The organism is Vibrio sp. 10N.286.52.F8, from assembly GCF_041468745.1.
In the GTDB taxonomy this organism is placed as follows: Bacteria; Pseudomonadota; Gammaproteobacteria; order Enterobacterales; family Vibrionaceae; genus Vibrio; species Vibrio crassostreae_C.
The window spans coordinates 135,064-155,205 of sequence record NZ_JBFRJF010000036.1 but is presented as its reverse complement, the minus strand read 5'-3'; the positions used below and the strand labels follow the sequence as shown (position 1 = coordinate 155,205).

Annotated in this window: 20 protein-coding genes and 2 pseudogenes; 9 read left to right on the top strand and 13 right to left on the bottom strand. The window is 45.3% G+C overall.

All coding sequences use genetic code 11. The annotated features are described in order from the left end of the window. The first annotated feature begins 110 nt into the window (after positions 1 to 110). Entirely contained in the window at positions 111 to 2,651 is a 2,541-nt protein-coding gene (locus tag AB4133_RS17685; protein WP_372225168.1) for a glycosyl hydrolase family 18 protein, read from the top strand. A gap of 320 nt (positions 2,652 to 2,971) precedes the next feature. Here the strand turns inward: AB4133_RS17685 and AB4133_RS17680 are convergent, their stop codons facing one another. Together AB4133_RS17680 and AB4133_RS17675 are read right to left on the bottom strand one after the other, a co-directional pair. Next, positions 2,972 to 3,820 carry an alpha/beta hydrolase gene (locus tag AB4133_RS17680; protein ID WP_372225166.1) on the bottom strand — a complete coding sequence of 283 codons (849 nt, stop codon included), beginning with the start codon at positions 3,818 to 3,820 and terminating at the stop codon, positions 2,972 to 2,974. Positions 3,821 to 4,012: 192 nt separating this feature from the next. Next, positions 4,013 to 4,606 (bottom strand): TetR/AcrR family transcriptional regulator, encoded by a 594-nt coding sequence (locus AB4133_RS17675; RefSeq protein ID WP_029235279.1) that lies wholly within the window; start codon positions 4,604 to 4,606, stop codon positions 4,013 to 4,015. Positions 4,607 to 4,767: 161 nt separating this feature from the next. On the opposite strand from AB4133_RS17675, the gene AB4133_RS17670 reads away from it, so the two are divergent. Continuing rightward, positions 4,768 to 5,724, top strand: a complete 957-nt coding sequence (locus AB4133_RS17670) for an AEC family transporter (protein ID WP_017072390.1) — start codon at positions 4,768 to 4,770, stop codon at positions 5,722 to 5,724. Positions 5,725 to 5,847: 123 nt separating this feature from the next. Next, positions 5,848 to 6,888 carry an acyltransferase gene (locus tag AB4133_RS17665; protein WP_372057722.1) on the top strand — a complete coding sequence of 347 codons (1,041 nt, stop codon included), beginning with the start codon at positions 5,848 to 5,850 and terminating at the stop codon, positions 6,886 to 6,888. Between the two features lie 125 nt (positions 6,889 to 7,013). On the opposite strand, the gene AB4133_RS17660 is transcribed toward AB4133_RS17665, so the two are convergent. Continuing rightward, on the bottom strand, positions 7,014 to 7,892 hold the full coding sequence (locus AB4133_RS17660; protein WP_104216219.1) for a 6-carboxytetrahydropterin synthase: 879 nt from the start codon (positions 7,890 to 7,892) through the stop codon (positions 7,014 to 7,016). 232 nt (positions 7,893 to 8,124) lie between these two features. After that, a pseudogene (locus tag AB4133_RS17655) lies at positions 8,125 to 8,579 on the bottom strand (helix-turn-helix domain-containing protein). 110 nt (positions 8,580 to 8,689) lie between these two features. On the opposite strand from AB4133_RS17655, the pseudogene AB4133_RS17650 reads away from it, so the two are divergent. Next, a pseudogene (locus AB4133_RS17650) lies at positions 8,690 to 9,173 on the top strand (YHS domain-containing (seleno)protein). On the opposite strand, the gene AB4133_RS17645 reads toward AB4133_RS17650, so the two are convergent. After that, positions 9,170 to 9,292: a hypothetical protein gene (locus AB4133_RS17645; RefSeq protein WP_017061529.1), complete on the bottom strand. Its 123-nt coding sequence runs from the start codon at positions 9,290 to 9,292 to the stop codon at positions 9,170 to 9,172. The pseudogene AB4133_RS17650 and the gene AB4133_RS17645 overlap by 4 nt on opposite strands. Positions 9,293 to 9,341: 49 nt before the next feature. On the opposite strand from AB4133_RS17645, the gene AB4133_RS17640 reads away from it, so the two are divergent. After that, positions 9,342 to 9,977, top strand: coding sequence for an START domain-containing protein (locus AB4133_RS17640; protein ID WP_017061528.1), 636 nt, complete (start codon positions 9,342 to 9,344; stop codon positions 9,975 to 9,977). Between the two features lie 41 nt (positions 9,978 to 10,018). On the opposite strand, the gene AB4133_RS17635 is transcribed toward AB4133_RS17640, so the two are convergent. The 4 genes from AB4133_RS17635 to AB4133_RS17620 all read right to left on the bottom strand — a co-directional run bounded on the left by AB4133_RS17635 (position 10,019) and on the right by AB4133_RS17620 (position 12,769). Then, on the bottom strand, positions 10,019 to 10,543 hold the full coding sequence (locus AB4133_RS17635; protein WP_017067247.1) for a hypothetical protein: 525 nt from the start codon (positions 10,541 to 10,543) through the stop codon (positions 10,019 to 10,021). An 8-nt stretch (positions 10,544 to 10,551) separates the two neighbouring features. Continuing rightward, on the bottom strand, positions 10,552 to 10,938 hold the full coding sequence (locus AB4133_RS17630; RefSeq protein WP_017061526.1) for an MAPEG family protein: 387 nt from the start codon (positions 10,936 to 10,938) through the stop codon (positions 10,552 to 10,554). Between the two features lie 626 nt (positions 10,939 to 11,564). Continuing rightward, on the bottom strand, positions 11,565 to 12,032 hold the full coding sequence (locus AB4133_RS17625; protein WP_004737023.1) for a YjiG family protein: 468 nt from the start codon (positions 12,030 to 12,032) through the stop codon (positions 11,565 to 11,567). Next, complete coding sequence (locus AB4133_RS17620) at positions 12,032 to 12,769, bottom strand: nucleoside recognition domain-containing protein (RefSeq protein WP_017061525.1); 738 nt, start codon at positions 12,767 to 12,769, stop codon at positions 12,032 to 12,034. Before AB4133_RS17620 ends, AB4133_RS17625 begins: the two co-directional genes overlap by 1 nt. Before the next feature lie 525 nt (positions 12,770 to 13,294). On the opposite strand from AB4133_RS17620, the gene AB4133_RS17615 reads away from it, so the two are divergent. Next, a complete protein-coding gene (locus AB4133_RS17615; RefSeq protein ID WP_017061524.1) occupies positions 13,295 to 13,471 on the top strand; it encodes a hypothetical protein in 177 nt (58 codons plus the stop codon). A 261-nt stretch (positions 13,472 to 13,732) separates the two neighbouring features. After that, entirely contained in the window at positions 13,733 to 15,172 is a 1,440-nt protein-coding gene (gene nhaD, locus AB4133_RS17610) for a sodium:proton antiporter NhaD (RefSeq protein ID WP_017061523.1), read from the top strand. 14 nt (positions 15,173 to 15,186) lie between these two features. Here nhaD and AB4133_RS17605 read toward each other — a convergent pair whose 3' ends face one another. The 3 genes from AB4133_RS17605 to AB4133_RS17595 all read right to left on the bottom strand — a co-directional run bounded on the left by AB4133_RS17605 (position 15,187) and on the right by AB4133_RS17595 (position 17,629). Next, on the bottom strand, positions 15,187 to 15,573 hold the full coding sequence (locus tag AB4133_RS17605) for a hypothetical protein (protein WP_017061522.1): 387 nt from the start codon (positions 15,571 to 15,573) through the stop codon (positions 15,187 to 15,189). 171 nt (positions 15,574 to 15,744) lie between these two features. Next, positions 15,745 to 16,227, bottom strand: a complete 483-nt coding sequence (locus AB4133_RS17600; protein WP_017061521.1) for a methylated-DNA--[protein]-cysteine S-methyltransferase — start codon at positions 16,225 to 16,227, stop codon at positions 15,745 to 15,747. A 25-nt stretch (positions 16,228 to 16,252) separates the two neighbouring features. Further along, on the bottom strand, positions 16,253 to 17,629 hold the full coding sequence (locus AB4133_RS17595) for an AlkA N-terminal domain-containing protein (RefSeq protein ID WP_372225161.1): 1,377 nt from the start codon (positions 17,627 to 17,629) through the stop codon (positions 16,253 to 16,255). Positions 17,630 to 17,865: 236 nt separating this feature from the next. On the opposite strand from AB4133_RS17595, the gene AB4133_RS17590 reads away from it, so the two are divergent. Then, the gene (locus AB4133_RS17590; protein WP_017061519.1) at positions 17,866 to 18,069 is read left to right on the top strand and encodes a hypothetical protein; all 204 of its coding nucleotides are present in this window, start codon (positions 17,866 to 17,868) and stop codon (positions 18,067 to 18,069) included. A 183-nt stretch (positions 18,070 to 18,252) separates the two neighbouring features. Here AB4133_RS17590 and AB4133_RS17585 read toward each other — a convergent pair whose 3' ends face one another. Then, positions 18,253 to 19,143 (bottom strand): LysR family transcriptional regulator, encoded by an 891-nt coding sequence (locus tag AB4133_RS17585; RefSeq protein WP_017061518.1) that lies wholly within the window; start codon positions 19,141 to 19,143, stop codon positions 18,253 to 18,255. 154 nt (positions 19,144 to 19,297) lie between these two features. Between AB4133_RS17585 and AB4133_RS17580 the strand changes: the two genes are divergently transcribed. After that, the gene (locus AB4133_RS17580; RefSeq protein ID WP_017061517.1) at positions 19,298 to 19,651 is read left to right on the top strand and encodes a DUF413 domain-containing protein; all 354 of its coding nucleotides are present in this window, start codon (positions 19,298 to 19,300) and stop codon (positions 19,649 to 19,651) included. The last annotated feature ends 491 nt before the right edge of the window (positions 19,652 to 20,142 follow it).

Genomic DNA, 20,142 nt, shown 5'->3' with positions numbered 1-20,142 from the left:
ATGAAATTAAAACTCTCTCGAATACTGACTGGGAAGCTCCTTCAAAACTGATTGGAGCCGTTTATGGGGCCATTGGGTTCTCGTAATCTTCAAGGAATGAGAGAAATAGTATGATTCGTATAAATACCTGTGCTGCAAGCATTGCTCTAGCGCTATCTGGTACAGCATTAGCTGCTCCAACAGCACCTAGCATCGACATGTACGGTTCCAACAACCTGCAATTTTCTAAAATTGAACTCGCGATGGAAACCACCTCTGGCTACAACCAGATGGTGAAATATCACGACAAAGCAAAAGTCGACGTTAAGTTCAACCAATGGAGCGGAACGTCAGGAAACACGTACAACATCTACTTTGATGGCGTTAAAGTAGCCACTGGCCCAATCACTGGCAGCCAAACCACGGCTTCATTCGAATATGGCCAAGGCGGCTTATTCGAAATGGAAATAGAAGCGTGTGACGAAACAGGTTGTAGCAAAAGCGCACCCGCTAAAATCACGATTGCCGATACAGATGGCGCACACTTAGCGCCACTTGCGATGAATGTGGATCCAAACAACAAGTCATACAACACAGATCCAAACACGGTAGTCGGTACTTACTTTGTTGAGTGGGGTATTTATGGTCGTGACTACACGGTAGATAACCTACCTGCTGATAACTTGACCCACATCCTTTACGGCTTCATCCCAATTTGTGGTCCTAACGAATCAGTAAAATCGGTAGGTGGAAACAGCTACAACGCCCTCATGACAGCTTGTCAGGGTGTTAACGATTACGAAGTGGTGATTCATGACCCTTGGGCGGCTTTCCAGAAAAGCTTCCCTCAAGCGGGACACGAATACAGCTCACCGATCAAGGGTAACTACGCAATGATGATGGCGCTCAAACAGCGTAATCCTGATTTGAAGATCATCCCATCGATTGGTGGCTGGACGCTGTCTGACCCGTTCTTTGATTTCACAACTAAAGCCAACCGTGACACCTTTGTAGCGTCTGTTAAGAAATTCCTTAACACATGGAAATTCTACGACGGTGTGGATATCGATTGGGAATTCCCTGGTGGTGGCGGTGCTGCTCCAGACCTTGGTGATCCTGTAAATGACGGCCCAGCTTACATTGCACTGATGGCAGAACTTCGCGTGATGCTAGATGAGCTAGAAGCGGAAAACGGTCGTACTTACGAGCTCACTTCTGCGATCGGTGTTGGTCACGATAAGATTGAAGACGTGAACTACGGCGATGCTATCCAATACATGGATTACATCTTCGCAATGACTTACGACTTCTACGGCGGTTGGAACAACGTGTTAGGTCACCAAACAGCACTAAACTGCGGTAACTTCATGCGTCCTGGTCAATGTGATGGCACAGGCCTTGATGAAAATGGCGAACAATACACAGGCCCAGCTTACACCACAGACAACGGCATCCAACTGTTGCTTGAGCAAGGTGTTCCAGCGAACAAGCTTGTGGTTGGTACAGCGATGTACGGTCGTGGTTGGGAAGGCGTATTACCATCATCACTCACCGATCCGAGCGACCCTATGACAGGCGTTGGTAACGGCAAACTGAAAGGCAGCTCTGCGCAAGGCGTATGGGAAGATGGCGTTATTGATTACAAAGGCATTAAAGCAAACATGCTTGGCGCGAATAACCAAGGCATCAACGGCTTCGAATATGGCTACGACGAAATGGCAGAAGCGCCTTACGTTTGGAACCGTACTTCAGGCCAGCTCATCACATTTGATGATGACCGCTCAGTAAAAGCAAAAGGCGCGTACGTTCGTAGCCTTGGCCTTGCGGGTCTATTCTCTTGGGAAATTGATGCAGACAACGGCGACATCCTCAACGCAATGCATGAAGGCCTTGCTGGCGGTACAACAGATCCTGTAAACCGTAAACCAACGGCAGCTGCAGGCGCAGACCAATCAGTTGAAGGCCCAGCCTCTGTTTCTCTAGATGGCAGCGCTTCAAAAGACAGCGACGGTACAATCGCGAGCTATGCTTGGTCACAAGTAAGCGGCACGGCAGTAACGCTGGCGAACGCGAATGCGGCTGTTGTAAGCTTCGATGTGGTTGAAGTCGCGCAACAAGAAGCACTCACGTTCAGCCTAACGGTAACTGATAACGAAGGCGCTACTGCAACTGACACCGTTGTTGTAACGGTAACTCCTAAAGACACAGGCCCAGTCAATACAGCACCAGTTGCTGTGGTTACGGCTCCGGCTGAAGTGAATGCAGGTGATGTAGTCGTGGTTGATGCTTCGGCTTCAAGCGATTCAGACCAAGACACATTGACCTTCACGTGGGATGTACCTGCTGGTATCGATGCAACGGTTCAAGGTGCTTCAGTGAGCTTTGTCGCGGCGGAATACACGCAAGATACAACGCTGAACTTCTCTGTAACGGTCAGCGATGGCACTGATACATCGGTTGCGGCTACTTCAGTGAAAGTTCTAAAGAAAACCACAGGCGGCGGTACGTGTACTAACGCTTGGGATTCAGGCGCGGTTTACACTGGTGGCGACCAAGTGACTCAAGGCGGTAAGGTTTGGGAAGCGAAATGGTGGACAACCGGTGAAGATCCAACAACGACAGGCCAATGGGGCGTGTGGAAAGAGATCGGCCCAGCAAGCTGTGCTAACTAAAAATAGGATTGAGCTAAACACCAACTAAGCACCTAAAAGCAAGGCCAACCAGATAATGTCTGGTTGGCCTTTTTAATGTTTGTTTTCTTAGCTTTGAGCTTACGATCTTTTTACTGGCGTTCTACTGACTTGCGCTCGTTATACCAATCACAGTAAGCAAGTGTTCAAAAATAGCGCAGGAAAAAAGCTTGAGAACAAGGCTGCTCTTTTCAATAAATAGTTTCGATGAGTAGTTATTCTACAATCAAAAAATCTAACGACGTTATCGAGATTTTTGACAAGCTAGGGTGAACAGTTATTTACTACGATTGGTATTAGACTTAGCCAATTAAGTTATCAAAGCTCTCGAACACTTGTGGGCACTTCATTACTCGCCCGTGGCCCTGTCCTTGAGTCGCAATTAAAGTAACGCGACCCATTTCATTAGCCGCACGCTGAGACACATCAAACTTAGTAAACTTGTCTTGCTCATCATGAACGATGATCGTCTGAGACTCACGAAGCGCTAGCTTTCCATAGGGATCAACAGACTGAATCGGGTAGTTAAACTGCTCTTCGACTTCTCCAACTACCGCCTTGAACAGTTTCATTGAGTAGCCAGAACGCGCAACGCTGCCAAATAGGTTTTCTAGATAATCCAGTACAGGTGCAATCAGCAATAATGGCTTGTTTTCCAATTTAACGTGCTTACATTCCAACGCAGAAGCCGTGCCCATACTGTGACCGACCAAACCTGCTACCTCACCCACCGAATCGAGAATCGCTTCAAGGCCGTTCACAAACGCAGGAATATGACCATGTACACCATCACTGCCACCATGAGCAGGGTGATCATAAGCCAGAGCCGTAAAACCTTTAGCGGCGATATGTTCCATCAGAGGGAAAAACTGACTCGCGGTGCCAGACCAACCATGAGTCAGCACCCAAACAGGCCCCGTACCCAAAGAATAGGTTTTTAAAACGCCATCACGACCTTTGATTTCACTCTTGATAAGCCCTTGGGGATCAGCATTTTTCTGCTCAGTACGCATTGGAGTGAGCAGCAACTTACGTGCTGTTTTCTTCGCATGACTCGGCGCTAGGATGTAATGAAGATTGGTTGTTGCGCCAATTAAGCTGCGCTTGAAGCTGAATTTGTTCGATGTATTAAAGTAGATTTTGTCACTCATGACCGGTCCTTGTATCGCCATCATCATTGGCGGATCGAGCTCGGCCCTGAAAATCGAACGACCGTGCTATTTGTTAGTATAAAAAATGACGATAGCGCTGTTTATGATTGCTTGCCGCCACTTCTGTTAAAATCTTTTGCAAACCTTAGTTAAGCAAAGTCACATGATTTGCGAGTTAACCTGCTGTATGTATTAAACCGCTCTCCAACTGGCTACCAAGCGCTCGACACCACTCCAAAAATGGGTGTGGCTCGCTTGTTGGCCTCGTAACGAGTAGAACAAGTTCGCACTCAAATAAAGACCGTATAACTCGAAGGTTGCCTGTTTCGGGTCTAAATCGGCTCTGAACTGTTTGCTCTCAACCGCTTTTGCTACCTGAATCGTCAAGTAGTCAATCCACACTGAAATGGTTTTCTGCAGTGCTTTCTGAATCACAGACCTTTCACTGCCCGCATCTTTCCATGCATCAATAAACATGCAACTGCCTTGGAATGAATGGTTCCAGCCCAGCCAATTGTCGAGCAGCTGTTTCAATTTCGCTTCAATATCACCATCTCCCAGCTCTCTTGCGGGAATGATGACTCTTTCGGTGAATATGGCGTTGGAATACTCGAGTACAGAGAGTTGCAGGTTTTCTTTAGAGTTGAAGTGTGCAAACAAGCCACTCTTAGACATGCCACACTGTTTGGCTAATTCGCCAATCGTCAAACTCTCAAGCCCGTTTTCACTCGCAAGTGCGAATGCATGACTCAAAATATACTCTTTGGTTATCTTTCCTTTACTCATTATTCACCAAGGATAAATCTGATACGTTATTTTTAGCACGTTCGTTCTTTTTTTCAAAGATTTTTACTTATCTATTGGGATTCAATTTCTCTTCTCAAAGAATTGTGGAAAAATGCGACAGTATTCAAAGGAAATTGAAATCGACTAACAAAGGAAAAACAATGAACACACTTTGGGAACAGTTTGCGTTTTCGGCGTCAGTAACAGGCCCTATCTGTTTAATGCTGTTTCTTGGTGTGATGCTCAAACGAATCGGCTTAATCAACGACAATTTCATTGATGTCGCATCTAAGGTGGTCTTTCAAGTCACCCTACCCGCGATGCTATTTCTGAGTATTGTTCAATCGAATCACAACTTTTCAGCCAGTAGCGCGTTAGTTGCCTTTGGCGTCATCGCTAACTTTATCTTTTTCTTGTTCACGATTTTCTCGACCAAGTTAGTATTTAAAGGTTCGAAAGATCAAGGTGTGATTGTCCAAGGTGGATTCCGCGCTAATACCGCGATCATCGGCCTCGCCTATGTAGCTAATATTTATGGTAACCAAGGCGTGGCATTGGCGGCTATCTATGTCGCATCCCTAACCGTGCTGTATAACATTCAAGCCGTAATTGCACTGACACCCAAAGGCGAAGACACAGGCGCGAAAGCGATTAAAGTGATCGCTAAGTCGATTACCAAAAACCCATTGATCATCGCTATTTTCTTAGCGGTCGTCTTCTATGCACTTTCGATTCCTATCCCAAAAATGGTCACTGATGCTGGTCAATATTTTGCCAACATGACGTTGCCTTTAGCACTGCTGTGTACCGGTGGGTCGCTCGATATCAGCTCGCTCAAACAAGAAAAGTTATCGACGTGGTTTGCCTCTAGCTACAAGTTAATTGCCTCACCGTTACTGATTACATTGGCGGCTGGGTACTTAGGATTTGAAGGGCTCGATCTCGGGCTTATCTTCTTGATGAGCGCGGCACCAACGGCAGCGGCAAGCTACGTTATGGCTCGTGCGATGGGAGGAAACTCAACACTGGCGGCTAACATCATCGCGCTTACTACTGTTGTTTCTCTTATCACTTGTACTCTCGGTATTTTTGTACTTACTGCAATGGATTTAATATAGCTGCGACAGGCTTCAAAAAACCGACACTAGCCTTGAAACAAAGGTCATAAGCCTTGATTTAGGACTAACTGGTTGGGCATAAAGACTGCTAGATTTCGTAAAAATTTTACTAAGAGATCTGATATGTCTTCCGTTCAACATACGCCTTCACAACACATCGCCAGTATCGAGTTAGGCCGAGTGATTGCTATCTTGGCGATCATTGGTTTACACGGTCAAATGGCACTCACTTATTGGCAAATAGATGAAGTGCCTTGGATCGGTTATGTACTCAACCAAACCGCTCGTTTTGCGGTACCTCTGTTTTTCCTAATTTCCGGTTATCTTATTCAGCCCAAGCTGACTGCCTCCCCGTGGCAAACCGTCATTAATTACTCTAAACCACTGCTTAAGGTTTGGTTAGCATGGAGCATCATTTGCTTAGTGATGCCATTCAACCTCGCGAAGGTAGAAGAGTTTGGTTACCTAGGTGAGCGCCAAGGCTATTGGGGTTTCTTAATGAACACGCCACTTAACTCTTTCTTAGAGGGTGGATTGGTTCATTTATGGTTTATTCCCGCTCTCGTATGTGCAGTTTTGATCATTGCTTTGATAGTCGAAATGAAACTCGACAAACTGCTATTACCAGCGGCCATTGTACTTTACGTTTATGGTGTTTTAGCGGGCAGCTACGCAACGCTAACCGGGTTAGAAGCACCTTTCTTCACGCGTAATGGCCCGTTCTTTAGCACGTTAATGGTGACCTTAGGTTTCCTTATTCGTCAGAATCAATGGAAGGTGTCATCAACTAAAGCGTTGGGGTTATTAGCGTTAGGCATGTTGATTCATTTTGCTGAGGCATCATGGCTCACCACGTTCGACGTCGGATTCAACATGAATGATTTCTTGTTTGGCACGGCGCTATGGGGGATGGGCGTGTTCATGTGGCTTTTAGCAAATCCAAACATGGGTAACTACGCTTGGGTTCGCGCCATTTCAAATCGCATGCTAGGTATCTACGTCAGCCATTTGCTGATCATTATCGTGTTGTTCAATGTCTGTGGAGTTTTAGGCATTACGGAATTGGCAAAAGACGTTACGGTATTTTTTGGCACCGTATTGTTGAGCTTCGGGTTGGTTGTTGGAATCGAAAAAACACCACTGCGACGTGTGCTGCTTCGTTAGTGTTTGTGCCTAACATCATCAGCTAAATCAGTTTTAAAGAGTCACAAAAAATAAAGGCAAGATAACGGATTATCTTGCCTTTATTTCATCATGTCAGTAATGAGACTGTGTCACTCGCTGGAGTGTTATCGGAACGCCATTGCGCCCTTGCCAACACCTTCATAAGCGACGATTTGTAGTGATTGGTTCTCTGCTAGGCTCGGTTCAACTTGATCCGCGATATAGCCAGCAAGTAATTCCACCGTGGTATCTGTCGGTAAAATTTCCGTCTCACTCTTAGCAATAGCTAGCTCAAATTCGCCTTGTGGCGCGGTGTAGCGGAAGCCATAGTGACTTTCATCATTAACACTGTTCGCGTTTTCACTCAGGTTAAGTGATGAAACTGAAACTTGGTCTTCTTTAGAACCTAAATAAATGTCTTCCCAACGCTGAGCAAATGCTTGTTCACGTTGCCCGTCACGCTGACCATCGACCACGATTTCTACTGGAGAACGGTGACCATGCGCGATGCGTTGGCAGTTGCCATCATGCTTTTTTAAACCATGGGTGTAGTGGTAGAACGCGCCATTAATGTTCTCATGACGTAGGGTGATCTCTAACCCTGTGACGTTACTTGGTAGGTTATCGCGAAGAATATTGTAAACGTGTGCGGTCACACTCTCGATGGTGATCGCTTCTGCATCAATGAGGCAATATGCTTCATCAGGGCAATGTAGATGAAGACTCTTGTCACCACGCAACACATCAACCTTAGAGTAGCCCGCTTTGCTCGCTTGAAGAACAATTGCAGCGCTCTGCATTGGCAGCAGCAAACGATGATCAACATGCTCATCGACAAGCTGTTTGATCTGCTTTTTGACCTTGCTAAAATCCAGCACCATGCTCATTTCATTAAGTTCACCAGACATGGTGACATCTAAAATCCAACTATCTCCTACGACCCCTCTGTGTTCACAGATGTATGAAGAATCGATAACGGTAAGGTCTCTTACAAATAGGTTCAAGTTGAACTCCTTAATACTTTAATGAGATACGGGAGGCTGAATAATGTTCAGCAGGCACTTCGTCTCATTGGTGTCTAGATAAAATAGGACGGGCAGGATGTTACAACGAGCTTATAAAGTCCACCTTTTTACACCCTCTTCCGATAAAAGAACAAACTACATACAATTTCCGCTAAAACATAGACCAGCCAGATACGAATAGCCATAAATCGGGTGGGGATTGCCTGCCGTTTCACGACGCATTTTGCTTTAGCCAAAGGCGCGGCGACACTCCGGCAACATGTTGAAAAGCACGTGAGAATCCTGAATAGCTATTGTAACCCACTTCATCAGCGACCCAATTGATCGGCTTATTTTGCAATAACAGAGATTGAGCAACAGAGACTCGCCACTTTTGCACATAATCTCCCGGCGTTTCACCCACTTCCCGTTTGAACGCTTCAATAAACTGAGTACGAGACATCGCGGCCAGTGACGCCATTTCGGCAAATAAACAATGCAAGGCTGCGACAAATGCCTGTGTTCCGTGTGAGCGCTAGACAAGCTCAACTCCCCCGCGCTCAATACATGAAGGTGGCCCTCTTTACCTTGTTGCGCGTTAAATGACGATACTCCACACAGGTTTCCAGAATAGAAAACGCCAGTGCGTATCGAGAAGTGTTCCATTAGTTGTGAAAGCAGATCCATGCATCCTCCGAACGATTCGCTTAGTTTTTAGTTCTTTTGTCCCTCTATAGACCGGACGAGTGGGCTAAATTATTTCAAACAAGATAACCAACACTGACAAGGAACTTGATATGTCACACATGAAATCGACCAGTCAAAAAATCACTCTAATGGCCGCGTTACTAGGCACCAGCTTTTCGTTAATGGCAGCAGACCTTGATATGAGTGTCGACAGCAATAACCTCGCAATTAAAGGCTATGATCCTGTCGCTTACTTTGCCAATGAAGGTCCAGTAAAAGGCACATCTGAGTTCACAGCGACCTATAAGAATGCGATCTATAACTTTGCGAGCAGTGAAAACAGAGATGAATTTCGAGCCAATCCAGAAGCCTATGCCCCTCAATATGGCGGTTACTGCGCGTTTGGAGTAGCCATGGGTAAGAAGTTTGAAACCGCCCCTCTCGCTTGGAAGGTGGAAGATGGAAGATGGAAAGTTGTATCTGAACTTAGACAAATCGGTTCAGAAACGCTGGCTGGAGAATACACAAGAGTTCATCCAAGACGCCAACAGCAACTGGACAACCATCAAAACCGTAGAAGCCTATAAGCTCTAGCCTACAGCGCTTATCCATTGCCCAAGAATAAAACGGAAGCGACCGAACGCTTCCGTTTTCATTGGGATTTTCCCCAAAGAGGCCAACCCAAAGCGATTGGCAACACCTACTAAGTCCATTTCTATTCTATACTCCTAGCAGATAAGCTTTTCTTTTTATGGAAGAATAATGACATTACCTAAGATTTTGGTACTCGGCCTCTGCGCCCTATCGACACTGACTTATGCCAACCCATGGCAGTTCGTCAAAAGTGAAGATGGCATCATGATTGATAAAAGGCCACACAGCGAAGGCTTGGTCGAAATACGAGCACAGATGCAAACGCCCACCACTTACTCCGGTTTTTTACTGTTATTGGAAGACAGTGAGAACGTGCCAAACTGGATAGATAATGTATCGCAAAGCCGTGTGTTGATGCAGATATCTGAAGATGAAAACATCGTCTATACCCAATTCAAAGCACCGTGGCCTGCCAGAGATCGAGACATGGTGACCTACTCAAAATACAGCATCGAGGGTGGGCAGTTTGTTTTGTCGATAAAGGATGCGTCGAACTATTTGGCGAAAGAGTCGGGGTACATTCGAATCTACGATGTGGACGCACTTTGGACACTGCAACCGCTGACTAATGGCAATACCTACATCACCTACACCGCGTATGCGAACGCAGGGGGCATCTTGCCCAATTGGTTGATGAACAAGTTATCGATAGGCAGTGCACTGAGCACGTTTAAGGGGCTAAAAGAACAGTTACCAAAGTACCAAGGCCAACAGCACCCTAACCTGCCAAATGAGTCTCGCTAACGATACAAGTCGATAAGTAAATGGAGGCATTAAGGTTAAGATTAAGGTCTTCTAGCGAGGTCGCGAGCTAAGATAAGCGCCAAGCCAAATACTTGAAGAAACAGGGCGATGTTCTTATAGAAAGCCATTTTCTCATCAAGCCTTTGGATTAACTCAACCAAGGTCAGGTTATCCAAATAGTAATCATCGATTCGAGTTCGTTGCGCTTCTTGTGCACTGTTTATCAGCATCATCAGTTTCGGTAAGTGAGCCAAAGAGATACTTGGCACTTCGCTACTCACCCAACGCCTAAGTTGCCCACGCAGTGCTTCGTCGAGAACCGTGGTCGGCTGCACCGTTTCTAGTTTATCAAGGTGAATCAAAATCGCTTCACGCTTGCGCTCTAGGGTTTCAATCGTATTCCAAGCAAGCTGTATTGAGTACACATTGCCGTATTTGCGATCGTTGTACTCCGCTTTCTCAGCTTCAATTTTATCGAGCACCAAGCTCGACATGACAATCGCCATGATGTTGAGTATCAAGCCTGCGAGGACAATCGCCCAAGCAGGAGGAAGACGCAACGCCATAATGCTCCCTAGAACATTTTATCAAAAGGTAGGTAAGCTAAGTTTAGGACAATCAAAGAGATCATGCAGATAAGCGTTAACACCATACCCACTTTTCGACCTTTGAAGTTCTTCGCTAAGATCCCTTTCGCATGAATCACACGCCCCAGAATAAACGCCACACCAATGACATGAATCAGCCACACACCGGCGCCATTCATCTCTAACAATCCCATCAAAATAACGGTGATTGGGATGTAATCCATAGCATTACTTTGTGCCGAACGTGCTATCTGTAACGACTCGACACCGCCATCAGCATGAGCAACAAGATTGATTCGCCTTTGCTTGATCACCTCTATTGCTAACCAAATCATTACGATCGTCAGCAAGGCTGCGTAAAGTGCTGTAACCATCATATTTCCCTATTATTTTGTGTTTACTCAGTGTTCTTTGTTATCTGTTCGACAACACCCGCCGAGATAAAATGAAAATCGCACCCGAGTACTTGTAAGAGATCTCTCACACCGAACGTAAGAGATCACAATCAAGCTTCGCAGAAAATTCCTAAAATACAAACCCAAGCCCTTGTTTTGTATGAATCCACGCATATTTCTTTCGATCAGTGGGTACATTTATTTCTTAGGGTGGATTGTGAGCAAAGCCTCTGCAGTGTTTAATACACATGTCGACAGGGAGTTGGCAGGAACAGGAAAAAGCCTAACGGATTAGGTATCTTCAGGATGAAGATTTGATGGCTTAGGATGAGTTATCAGCAAGGAAGTTATGCTCTAGGATAGAGTCGCTTATCAGGATGATGAGTTTGCAAGGACACCGCTAGGACGGCGATGAATTGGATAGGTTAAAGGATTTAGCCACGTCAAGGAACGATGCAGGGAGCACCAGTTACCTATTGAAAGATAAGTAACGCGCAGTAGCAGGATGGCTACGAAAAGAATAGACCCCGTTTGGTGAAAGCCAAACGGGGTTTCCTTTTTTGTAACGTCTGAAAGCTGTTCGCAGCTAACCGTTCAAAGTCACGTTACAAAATAATGTTCATCAAGAACATTGCACCAAACGCATTCAATACCGAAATCGCGATCATCACCGGGATGTAGCGACCTTCAGTACCAATTGGTCCCATAATACGGCCCATGTATTGCACCTGAGAGCCCATCAAGTAGATAGCTGGCGCCAAGATAGCTATATGGTTGCCGTTCAGAATACCTTGGTCAAACAGCGTGATAACCACGCCCACCGCGCCACCCATCGACATCCACGCACCGATCAATACCGCTGCCGCTTCGCCAGGTAAACCAAATACCGCCATAATTGGAGCAAATACACTGCCCATCAAATCCAGCGCACCCGTTATCTGCAATGCCTTGATGATCACAAACGCCATCAGAACATTCGGTACCGTAGAGGTAGTCGCAATAACCCAGCCTTTCTTAGCACCTTCAACGAAAATATCAGTAACCATTGGTTTCTTTGCTTTAACTTCGCTCATTATGCTACTTCCTCTTCCAGTTTTTGTTCTTTGTCTGATTTTGGTTTGTCTTCTTTGCCTTCAGTAATGTTGAGGTAAATACGGAACAGATTCGCGCCGACAAACTTAAAGATAAACATCACAGCGACAGCCAAACCAATTGACGATGTCACCGCTAAAGAGCCGTCCATCGCGGTTAGAGTGAACAGCACCGCACCTGAAGAGAAAAAGTTAACGATCGCCGCACCCGCCGTAAACTGGAACATGGTGAACACATCGGTTTCACGCTTAGTCAGATGTCCTTCGTCTTTCAGCTGACGTGTCATCGCTGCGCCAGCATCGGTACTTTGCAAAGAAGCGATCAGTGCCAAGCCTGAGTTACCCGGAATACCCATCAGAGGGCGAAGCAGAGGTGTCAGTAGTTTACGAGCCGCATCCAGTGCACCGTAGTGCTCAAGTACGTTGATCATACCCAGTGCAAACATCACGGTCGGAATAAGTGTCAAAGCAAAAATGAAACCGTCGCGAGCACCACTACCGCCTTTACCACGCAGTGACGTCGTTGCCGCTTGAATACCATCGGCCGTTTCACTCACATCGTAAGCGACCTTACCGAATGAACCGTTGAGCGTTGTAAAATCGAACACTCCATACCATTCATTGGACTGCATTAAGCCTGAAAAGAACACCATCGCGAACGCGAGTGCGATATAGCTGCCGATCGTGACTTTACGATCGGTTTTGGTTGGATTAGTCATAAGGACCTCTATACATCTCGTTTATGTGGAACAGAACACGTATAGATAGTGCAAACTAATGAGCGAAAGGTTAATGACCAAAATCAAATAGCGTATCGGTTTAAATAAAAGAAGCACAGCAACATATAAAACTGTGATTTGGATTTAAAAGCAGGACCATACGCTAAATAAATTAGAATATTTCACATACAAAACTAAAAAATCTTGCTTCAACAGCGCAACCAAAAACGCACACAATCGCCACACAAATCTGGCTTCTAGTGAGAAGTTTTTACCTAGTGCGATCTCTGATAATGCTGTAAGAGATCTCTTACATTGTTTTTCTGGTCAATTTTAATTCGATTATAATACAGAGACTTAAAAAGTGATTTTGCTTCCAGAACGCAACCGTTTTCCCTTAGTTGATTGAGTTTTGAGCCAAGCGCAAACAGTGAGCCATTTTATAAAGAATTTGAGCTTAATTCGAAATTTCAGCCCTCAGAGGTGCTATAGACTTCGCGCAGCCAATATAGAAGGAGAACGGTGATGACTATGGAAATGAGAACGCTTAAATATCAAGTAATGGGCAAAGGCATGTGGATCACTGCAACAGTATCTCGCGTAGTAGCGGACAAACTTGCGCTTGAATACCAATCCTATGGCTGGCCTGTTGAAGTATGTGCAGCAGAACAAACACTGACGTTTGATCTCAATGCTGCATAATGTTGGCAATTTCGAATAAGCTCTATCGGCACTGAGTCCGGTAGGGCTTTTTCTTTGGTCTTTAGTCTTTAGTCTTTAGTCTTTAACTTAAGTGTGGAAGACAGTAATTTTGAGTATGTAAGACCGTATTTCGTTCACATCACAGTCTATTCCTTTCATTATAATCTATTGAATTATTAAGATATCTATCACACTGCACATGGTTATTTAGGTCTACTCTTTTACCCGTGTTAATAACTTATTAACTTCGGAGCGTAATCCATGTTAGGTATCCAGCTTTCTGCTGTTCTCTCTTTGTTACTCTTTTCTTCGGTAGCAGGTGCTGCCACTTCTCAGTTGGGAGAACCACTCAAGCTCACCAACTCATTCGCTGGCTACCTATCCCTGACCATTTTCGTTGTCGCCTACATCGTGGTGATGATGGAAGAGTACCTAAAGCTCCGAAAATCTAAGCCAGTGTTACTTGCAGCAGGACTGATCTGGATAATCATTGGTTTTATCTACCAAGAACACAACCTTGTTGAAGTCGCTAAGCAAGCACTCGAACACAACTTACTGGAATACGCTGAGCTGTTACTTTTCCTACTCGTCGCCATGACCTACATCAGCGCCATGGAAGAGAGAAGACTGTTTGATGCGCTGCAAGCGTGGATGGTGGGCAAAGGCTTTAATTTCCGCTCTCTGTTCTGGCTAACCGGTATTCTGGCCTTCTTTATCTCACCGATCGCCGACAACCTCACCACAGCTCTATTGATGTGCGCCGTGGTTCTGAAAGTCGCAGGATCTAACCCTAAATTCGTTAACCTAGCCTGTGTGAATATCGTGATAGCCGCTAACGCTGGCGGCGCGTTCAGCCCATTCGGTGACATCACAACGTTGATGGTGTGGCAGGCTGGTTATGTGAGCTTCAGTGAATTCATTCCCTTATTTATTCCTTCAGTGATGAATTACCTCGTCCCTGCAATGATCATGTCTTACTTTGTTCCCACAACCCAACCCGACACGGTGCATCAGCACGTTGAATTAAAACGCGGTGCAAGACGCATCGTGTTGTTGTTCATCATGACCATCGGCACTGCGGTTGCTTTCCATGCCGTACTCCACTTCCCTCCAGTAATGGGCATGATGATGGGGCTGGCGTATCTACAGTTCTTTGGTTATTTCTTGCGTAAGACCTTACCAAATTCACTGGCGAAGAAAAAAGCGGTGGCGATTGCCAACAATGATGGGGGGGCATTGAAGCGACTCGGTTCAGTCGTGCCCTTTGATGTATTTCGAAGAGTGTCCCATGCCGAATGGGACACTCTGCTGTTCTTCTACGGCGTGGTAATGTGTGTAGGTGGCTTGAGTCTACTGGGATACTTGGAGCTTGCCTCTGGCGTGATGTATAGCCAATGGGATCCAATTTGGGCCAACATCATGGTGGGGATCTTATCTGCGATTGTCGATAACATTCCGGTGATGTTTGCCGTGTTATCGATGGAACCTCAAATGTCGATGGGTAACTGGCTACTGATCACCTTAACCGCAGGCGTTGGCGGCAGCTTGTTATCTATTGGTAGTGCGGCAGGTGTGGCGTTAATGGGCGCGGCGCATGGCAAATACACCTTCTTTGGCCACTTGAAATGGATGCCAGTGATCATGATTGGCTATGCCGTCAGTATCGCTGCACACCTATGGCTTAATGGCGATCTTTTTTAATTCGGAGATCTTTTCTAGTTCGAACTGTCTTTCACAGGCTTATCTACAAGTGTCCAGACGTTACTCAATTGTATCGCTGGACATTGGTTGCAAGTTAGCATCTCGCCCTTCTGTTGAATGCGCATCACTAGTCTAGAGTCAGTTCGGCTGCTTCCAGAATTGAATTCAATGGTGATCAAGTCATCATCAACACGATAGGTTCGAGTCACGGAATTATCCGTTGTTTGATAAGTCACTTGCCCGGATTCAAAAAGTAGATAACTGTCATTATCTGCGTTCTCATACATACCTTTGAACAGAGCAAGCTGTGGAACCTCGAAAGGTCGGCTGGTATCAGTTAAACAACCTGTCAGCAATAATGCAGAGCTGCAGCCAGATATTAGTAAGGGGAATCTATTCATTTGGACATCCTTGCCTAGAGAACATAGTCAAAGAATATGCAACCAAATCGATATTTCCCAGAAAGCGTTGATTTTAATTCAAAGTCATATTTTAAGAACCACTCGCCTTCACCATTAAGTAGTACGAGATATTCAGCCAGCATCTCGACAGGCTCATGGCTAAATCGCTTGCTAGTCTTGCTCTCTTCCCTCTATCACCAATAAGTGCTGTTTACGTTCTACGCCACCTGCATAACCCGTCAGTTTGCCGTTTTTACCAATCACACGGTGACACGGCACAATCACTGAAACCGGATTTTTGCCATTCGCCAAACCCACAGCACGAACGGCTTTCGGATTGCCTATCGCATCGGCCAGTTGTGCATAGCTCCAAGTCTCTCCATAAGGAATGGTCGTCAGCGCCTGCCAAACCGACTGCTGAAATGGCGTGCCCTTGGCTGCAATCGGCACAGAAAACTGAATAGCTTCGCCCGAGAAATAGCGATTAAGCTGCTCGATAGCCAATGCAAAGATCGGAAAGCTATCATCTTGAACACCCAACGGTTCCGGCTTGGTGGTATGTGTCTCGAACCAAAGGCCGAGCAAGCCTTCATCGTTCGCCTGTAACGTCACGGTTCCCAATGGGCTCTCATAGTAAGTAAAACGGTTGTCCATGATATCTCCTAGCTTAGTATTCCGATTAAGACTGATTCCAACAGTGGAACGTGGCGTAACTACCCCAAGGCGAAACACTCTCCGTGTTGATGGCGGGGCGATGCTCAATAAACTTCTTCACCACCAAGTCACCAACCAACAGATGATTAGGTTCGCTTAACCCGCGAAGCAGTGCATATTGAATAGTCCAAGGCCCAATCCCTTTTAGCTCAATCCATTTGGAAGGATGCTCAGCTTCATTGTCGACCATGTATTCGGCAAAACGCTTTAGGGTCTCTTTGCGGCTTCCCGGCATTCTCAAGAAGCTAACATCAGCGTCCGCTATCTGTTTTGGTGTTGGGAAGCTGGCTTTCTCATGTTCATCAGAAAGCTCTTTGACCAATAAGTTAAGCTGACCAATCGCCGCGGTTACCGAAACTTGCTGTCCTAGAATCGCTCTCACGCCTGCCTCCCAAGCACTCCACACGCCAGGAATACGGATACCACTCTTAGCCACCAAGTTAGGATCGATAGTCGTAAAGAACGTCTCAACCTTGGCAATATCGACATCAAGATCAAACATACGGCGGATATTCGCAATCAAGCTTCTTAATTGGCTTATATCATCCAACTCGAATTCAATATCCAAGCGGTTATCTTTGGCTAAAGTCGCCTTGAACCAACCCTTTGACCCGTTCACATTTACCGTGCGCTTATAATAATCTTCGCCAACGCCTTCTAAGCCCTCAATCATTCTTCGTCGATAAAACCTCAACAAGTGGTCCCAATCTAAGGGTCCATGAAAACCAAGCTGAATATGATTACTCTGAGTGTCACTTGGCTTCGCTCGCCTAATTTGGCTTGGCGAAAGCTGCAGCTCTTTTTGAAAGGCATCATTAAAACGGCGCGTACTATTGAAGCCACTAGCAAAGCCGACATCAGTAATGCTCATGCTACTGGTGTGCAGCAACTGCTTGGCAAACATCAATTGACTGTACAGACTATATTGCTTGGGTGACACGCCGATGTAATTGTCGAATAAGGTTCGTAAATAACGATCTGAAATACCTAACCGCGTTGCAAGGTCGACGATAGATCCTGAATTCAGAGCGCCATTATCAATCAACTGCATCGCACGTAAGAAAGTGGTTTCGACGCCCTTCCAAGCCGGCGAAAAAGGTGCGCTGTCTGGTCGACAACGTAAACAAGGACGATATCCCGCTTTCAATGCTTGAGCTTGATGGGAAAAATATTCGACGTTTTCTTCTTTGGGTGGTGTGGCTGGGCAAATCGGGCGACAAAAAATTCCTGTCGTTTTCACCGCTGTAAAAAACATCCCATCAAAGCGAGCATCTCGTGCATATCGAGCCAAATGGCACTGCTCACTGGTTAAGCTGCTGTTGTGATTGATATTTTTCGACATGCCGTACTATTCCCACTTACCATAGCGTTTGATCCGATACCTAAAAGTTTACCGTGAACCACCATTGTCGCTAGCCACTTTCGGAAGCGAAGGTCAGATAAATCACAAAAAAGGGTTTTAATTTTATTCAATTCGACTAAATTTAACCTGGAGAGGGCATTCTTCTCACAACGTCAACGATCGGTACTTAGCACGCCAAGATGCAGAGACCTATCGAATATAAAAAGGAAAAGGCTATGGTTCTACACACATGTCGTATTGTTTTATCAAATCAACAGGTTCTCACCAGTCAATCAGTCGAGCAGTCTCTAAGCTTTCTTGAAGACAAAGCGGACAACGGGATTTCTATGATCGAGATTGACGCAACGGATGGCAATCAAATCCATTCGTACATGTCACACTCTCTTGAAGAGTCTATTGAGAATCTAATGAACCTATAGGGCTTTTAATAAAGGCTACACATACCAGGCCTAAACGATATTTATGGAATTAGAAACGATCTCTAGTTCCGAAAAGAAGTACATTTCTGGTTTAAAACAAAAATGGCTCCCAACTATACAATTAGTTGGGAGCCATTTTTTATTGAATCTAATCAGCAAAGCCACTGCTTACCGCGAATGCCGTTACTCAGGTGCTTGTTCAGCGGCTTGCTGCAATGTGTAAGCCGTCGATGGGTCAATCTCATTAACCAACTTCTCAACCTGCATGATCGCATCAACCGAGGTACTGCTTTTACGGTAGCTCAGATAAATTGGGAGATACCAGTCTTCAACCCCTTTCACCTTGTGCAGCTGACCCGAATCGATAAAAGGTTCGACTAGAGACACCGGAAGATACGCACTGCCGCCTTTCTCTAAAATGAAATCGAGGGCGATACGGGCTGTAGAGGTACGTAGGTACGGTGCTGGCACTTTAGGGTGACGTTCTGCGTGTTCAGAACCAAAGCGCGTTCCCCAATCCACATAAACATACTTATGTTGAAATACAGATTCCAGATCATCTTGCTGCGTTGATACCAACACCAAAACCAAGTCAGCGACTTTTTTACAGTTCAGCTCTTCTGCTTTGATCTGATCGAACGCGAAAGCCATATCTAAGGTTCGTTCTAACAAATTACGGTTCAGTTGCTCGCGCCCCATCACCTCTGCCATAAAGCCGTAACCACCAAAAGAGTCGGTTACCACACTTAAACAGTTTTGCAGATACGCATCCCAAATATTCGGCGTGCCGCCCAGCGTTAACTGCAAGGCTTTACCACTCTCTAACGACAGCTCAAATTTGGCTTGTTGTAGGGTGGACACCATCACTTCGGCATAACCAATCAAACGTTCACCGGAAGATGTGAGTTTGATGTTATTGCGGTCACGAATGAAGAGCTGAGTATCAAAATAGCCTTCAAGCTGTTTGATCCGCGCACTCACCGCCGCTTGTGTTAAATACAAGTTTTCAGCTGCACGCCCAAAATGGCGCACCCTTGCAACCTCAAGAAAGGTTCTAAATACTTTCACATCCATCAAATACATCTCTGTAATAAATCTGCTAACTAGCCGATCTAGGATTGTTTATCGTAAAGGCAAAAACATTTTGTTTCCTATTTTAGCCTTTTAACAATATTTTCGCGTGAGCAATAAACACTAATTTCTATCTAACCACATTACTGAGGCTGATATGTCTGAGACCGAATTCCGACACGGAAAAAAACGTTTTTATGACACCATTAAATTCCCGAGAGGGTTCGCTAAGTCGGGTGATTTTACTCTTTCAGAAGAGGAAATCCTAACCTTGTTTGGTGACACTATGCTTGCACTTGAAACTGGTGAACTAGCACCAATCAATGCAGAAGAAAAACACTTTATTAAAGTGTTGTCTCACCCTCATAAGGCAAAGTCCAAGTTAGAGCGTGTTTGGTTGAAGTACATTCAACTGGCTCGTGGACGCCGTCGCTTTCACACCCTAAACGGCTGCAAACGCGGCGACGTATCTAGGGAAGAATACGAAAGTGAGTTAGTGTTAGAAGATTAGTAAAATCGCTCAAAGTGATACCTCATCACTTTGGGCTTTTTTTTGCCTTCAAACACACATCTTCTTTGTAATTGGTAAGTTTAGCCAACCTATCCATTTTTACCAATATTTATATACAATTCATAGCGATAGCGTGACTAAAACACAGCTCTCGTTCAATCTTATGGGTATTCATCCCACTGAGATTCATCGTTCTTCATCCTGCCCCTGTCTTTTATCACGATAGCGCTCCATTGCCATCATTATTTTTCTAGTTTCAACTATACGCTCAACGCTTGTTTATACTCGAAACACGTTAATGCACCAAAATTCGTCAATGGTTCGAGCGATGCCATTATTGCAATAATCGTATCAAGGCATAGAAACACACCAACCCTTTCAGGTGCTGAATTAGATCAACATTGCTGTATATGACAAACGTATTAATCTTGTTTAACGCCACCAAATATCCATACAATAATTGTGCAATTTTGAGAGTTCCAGTCACAGTT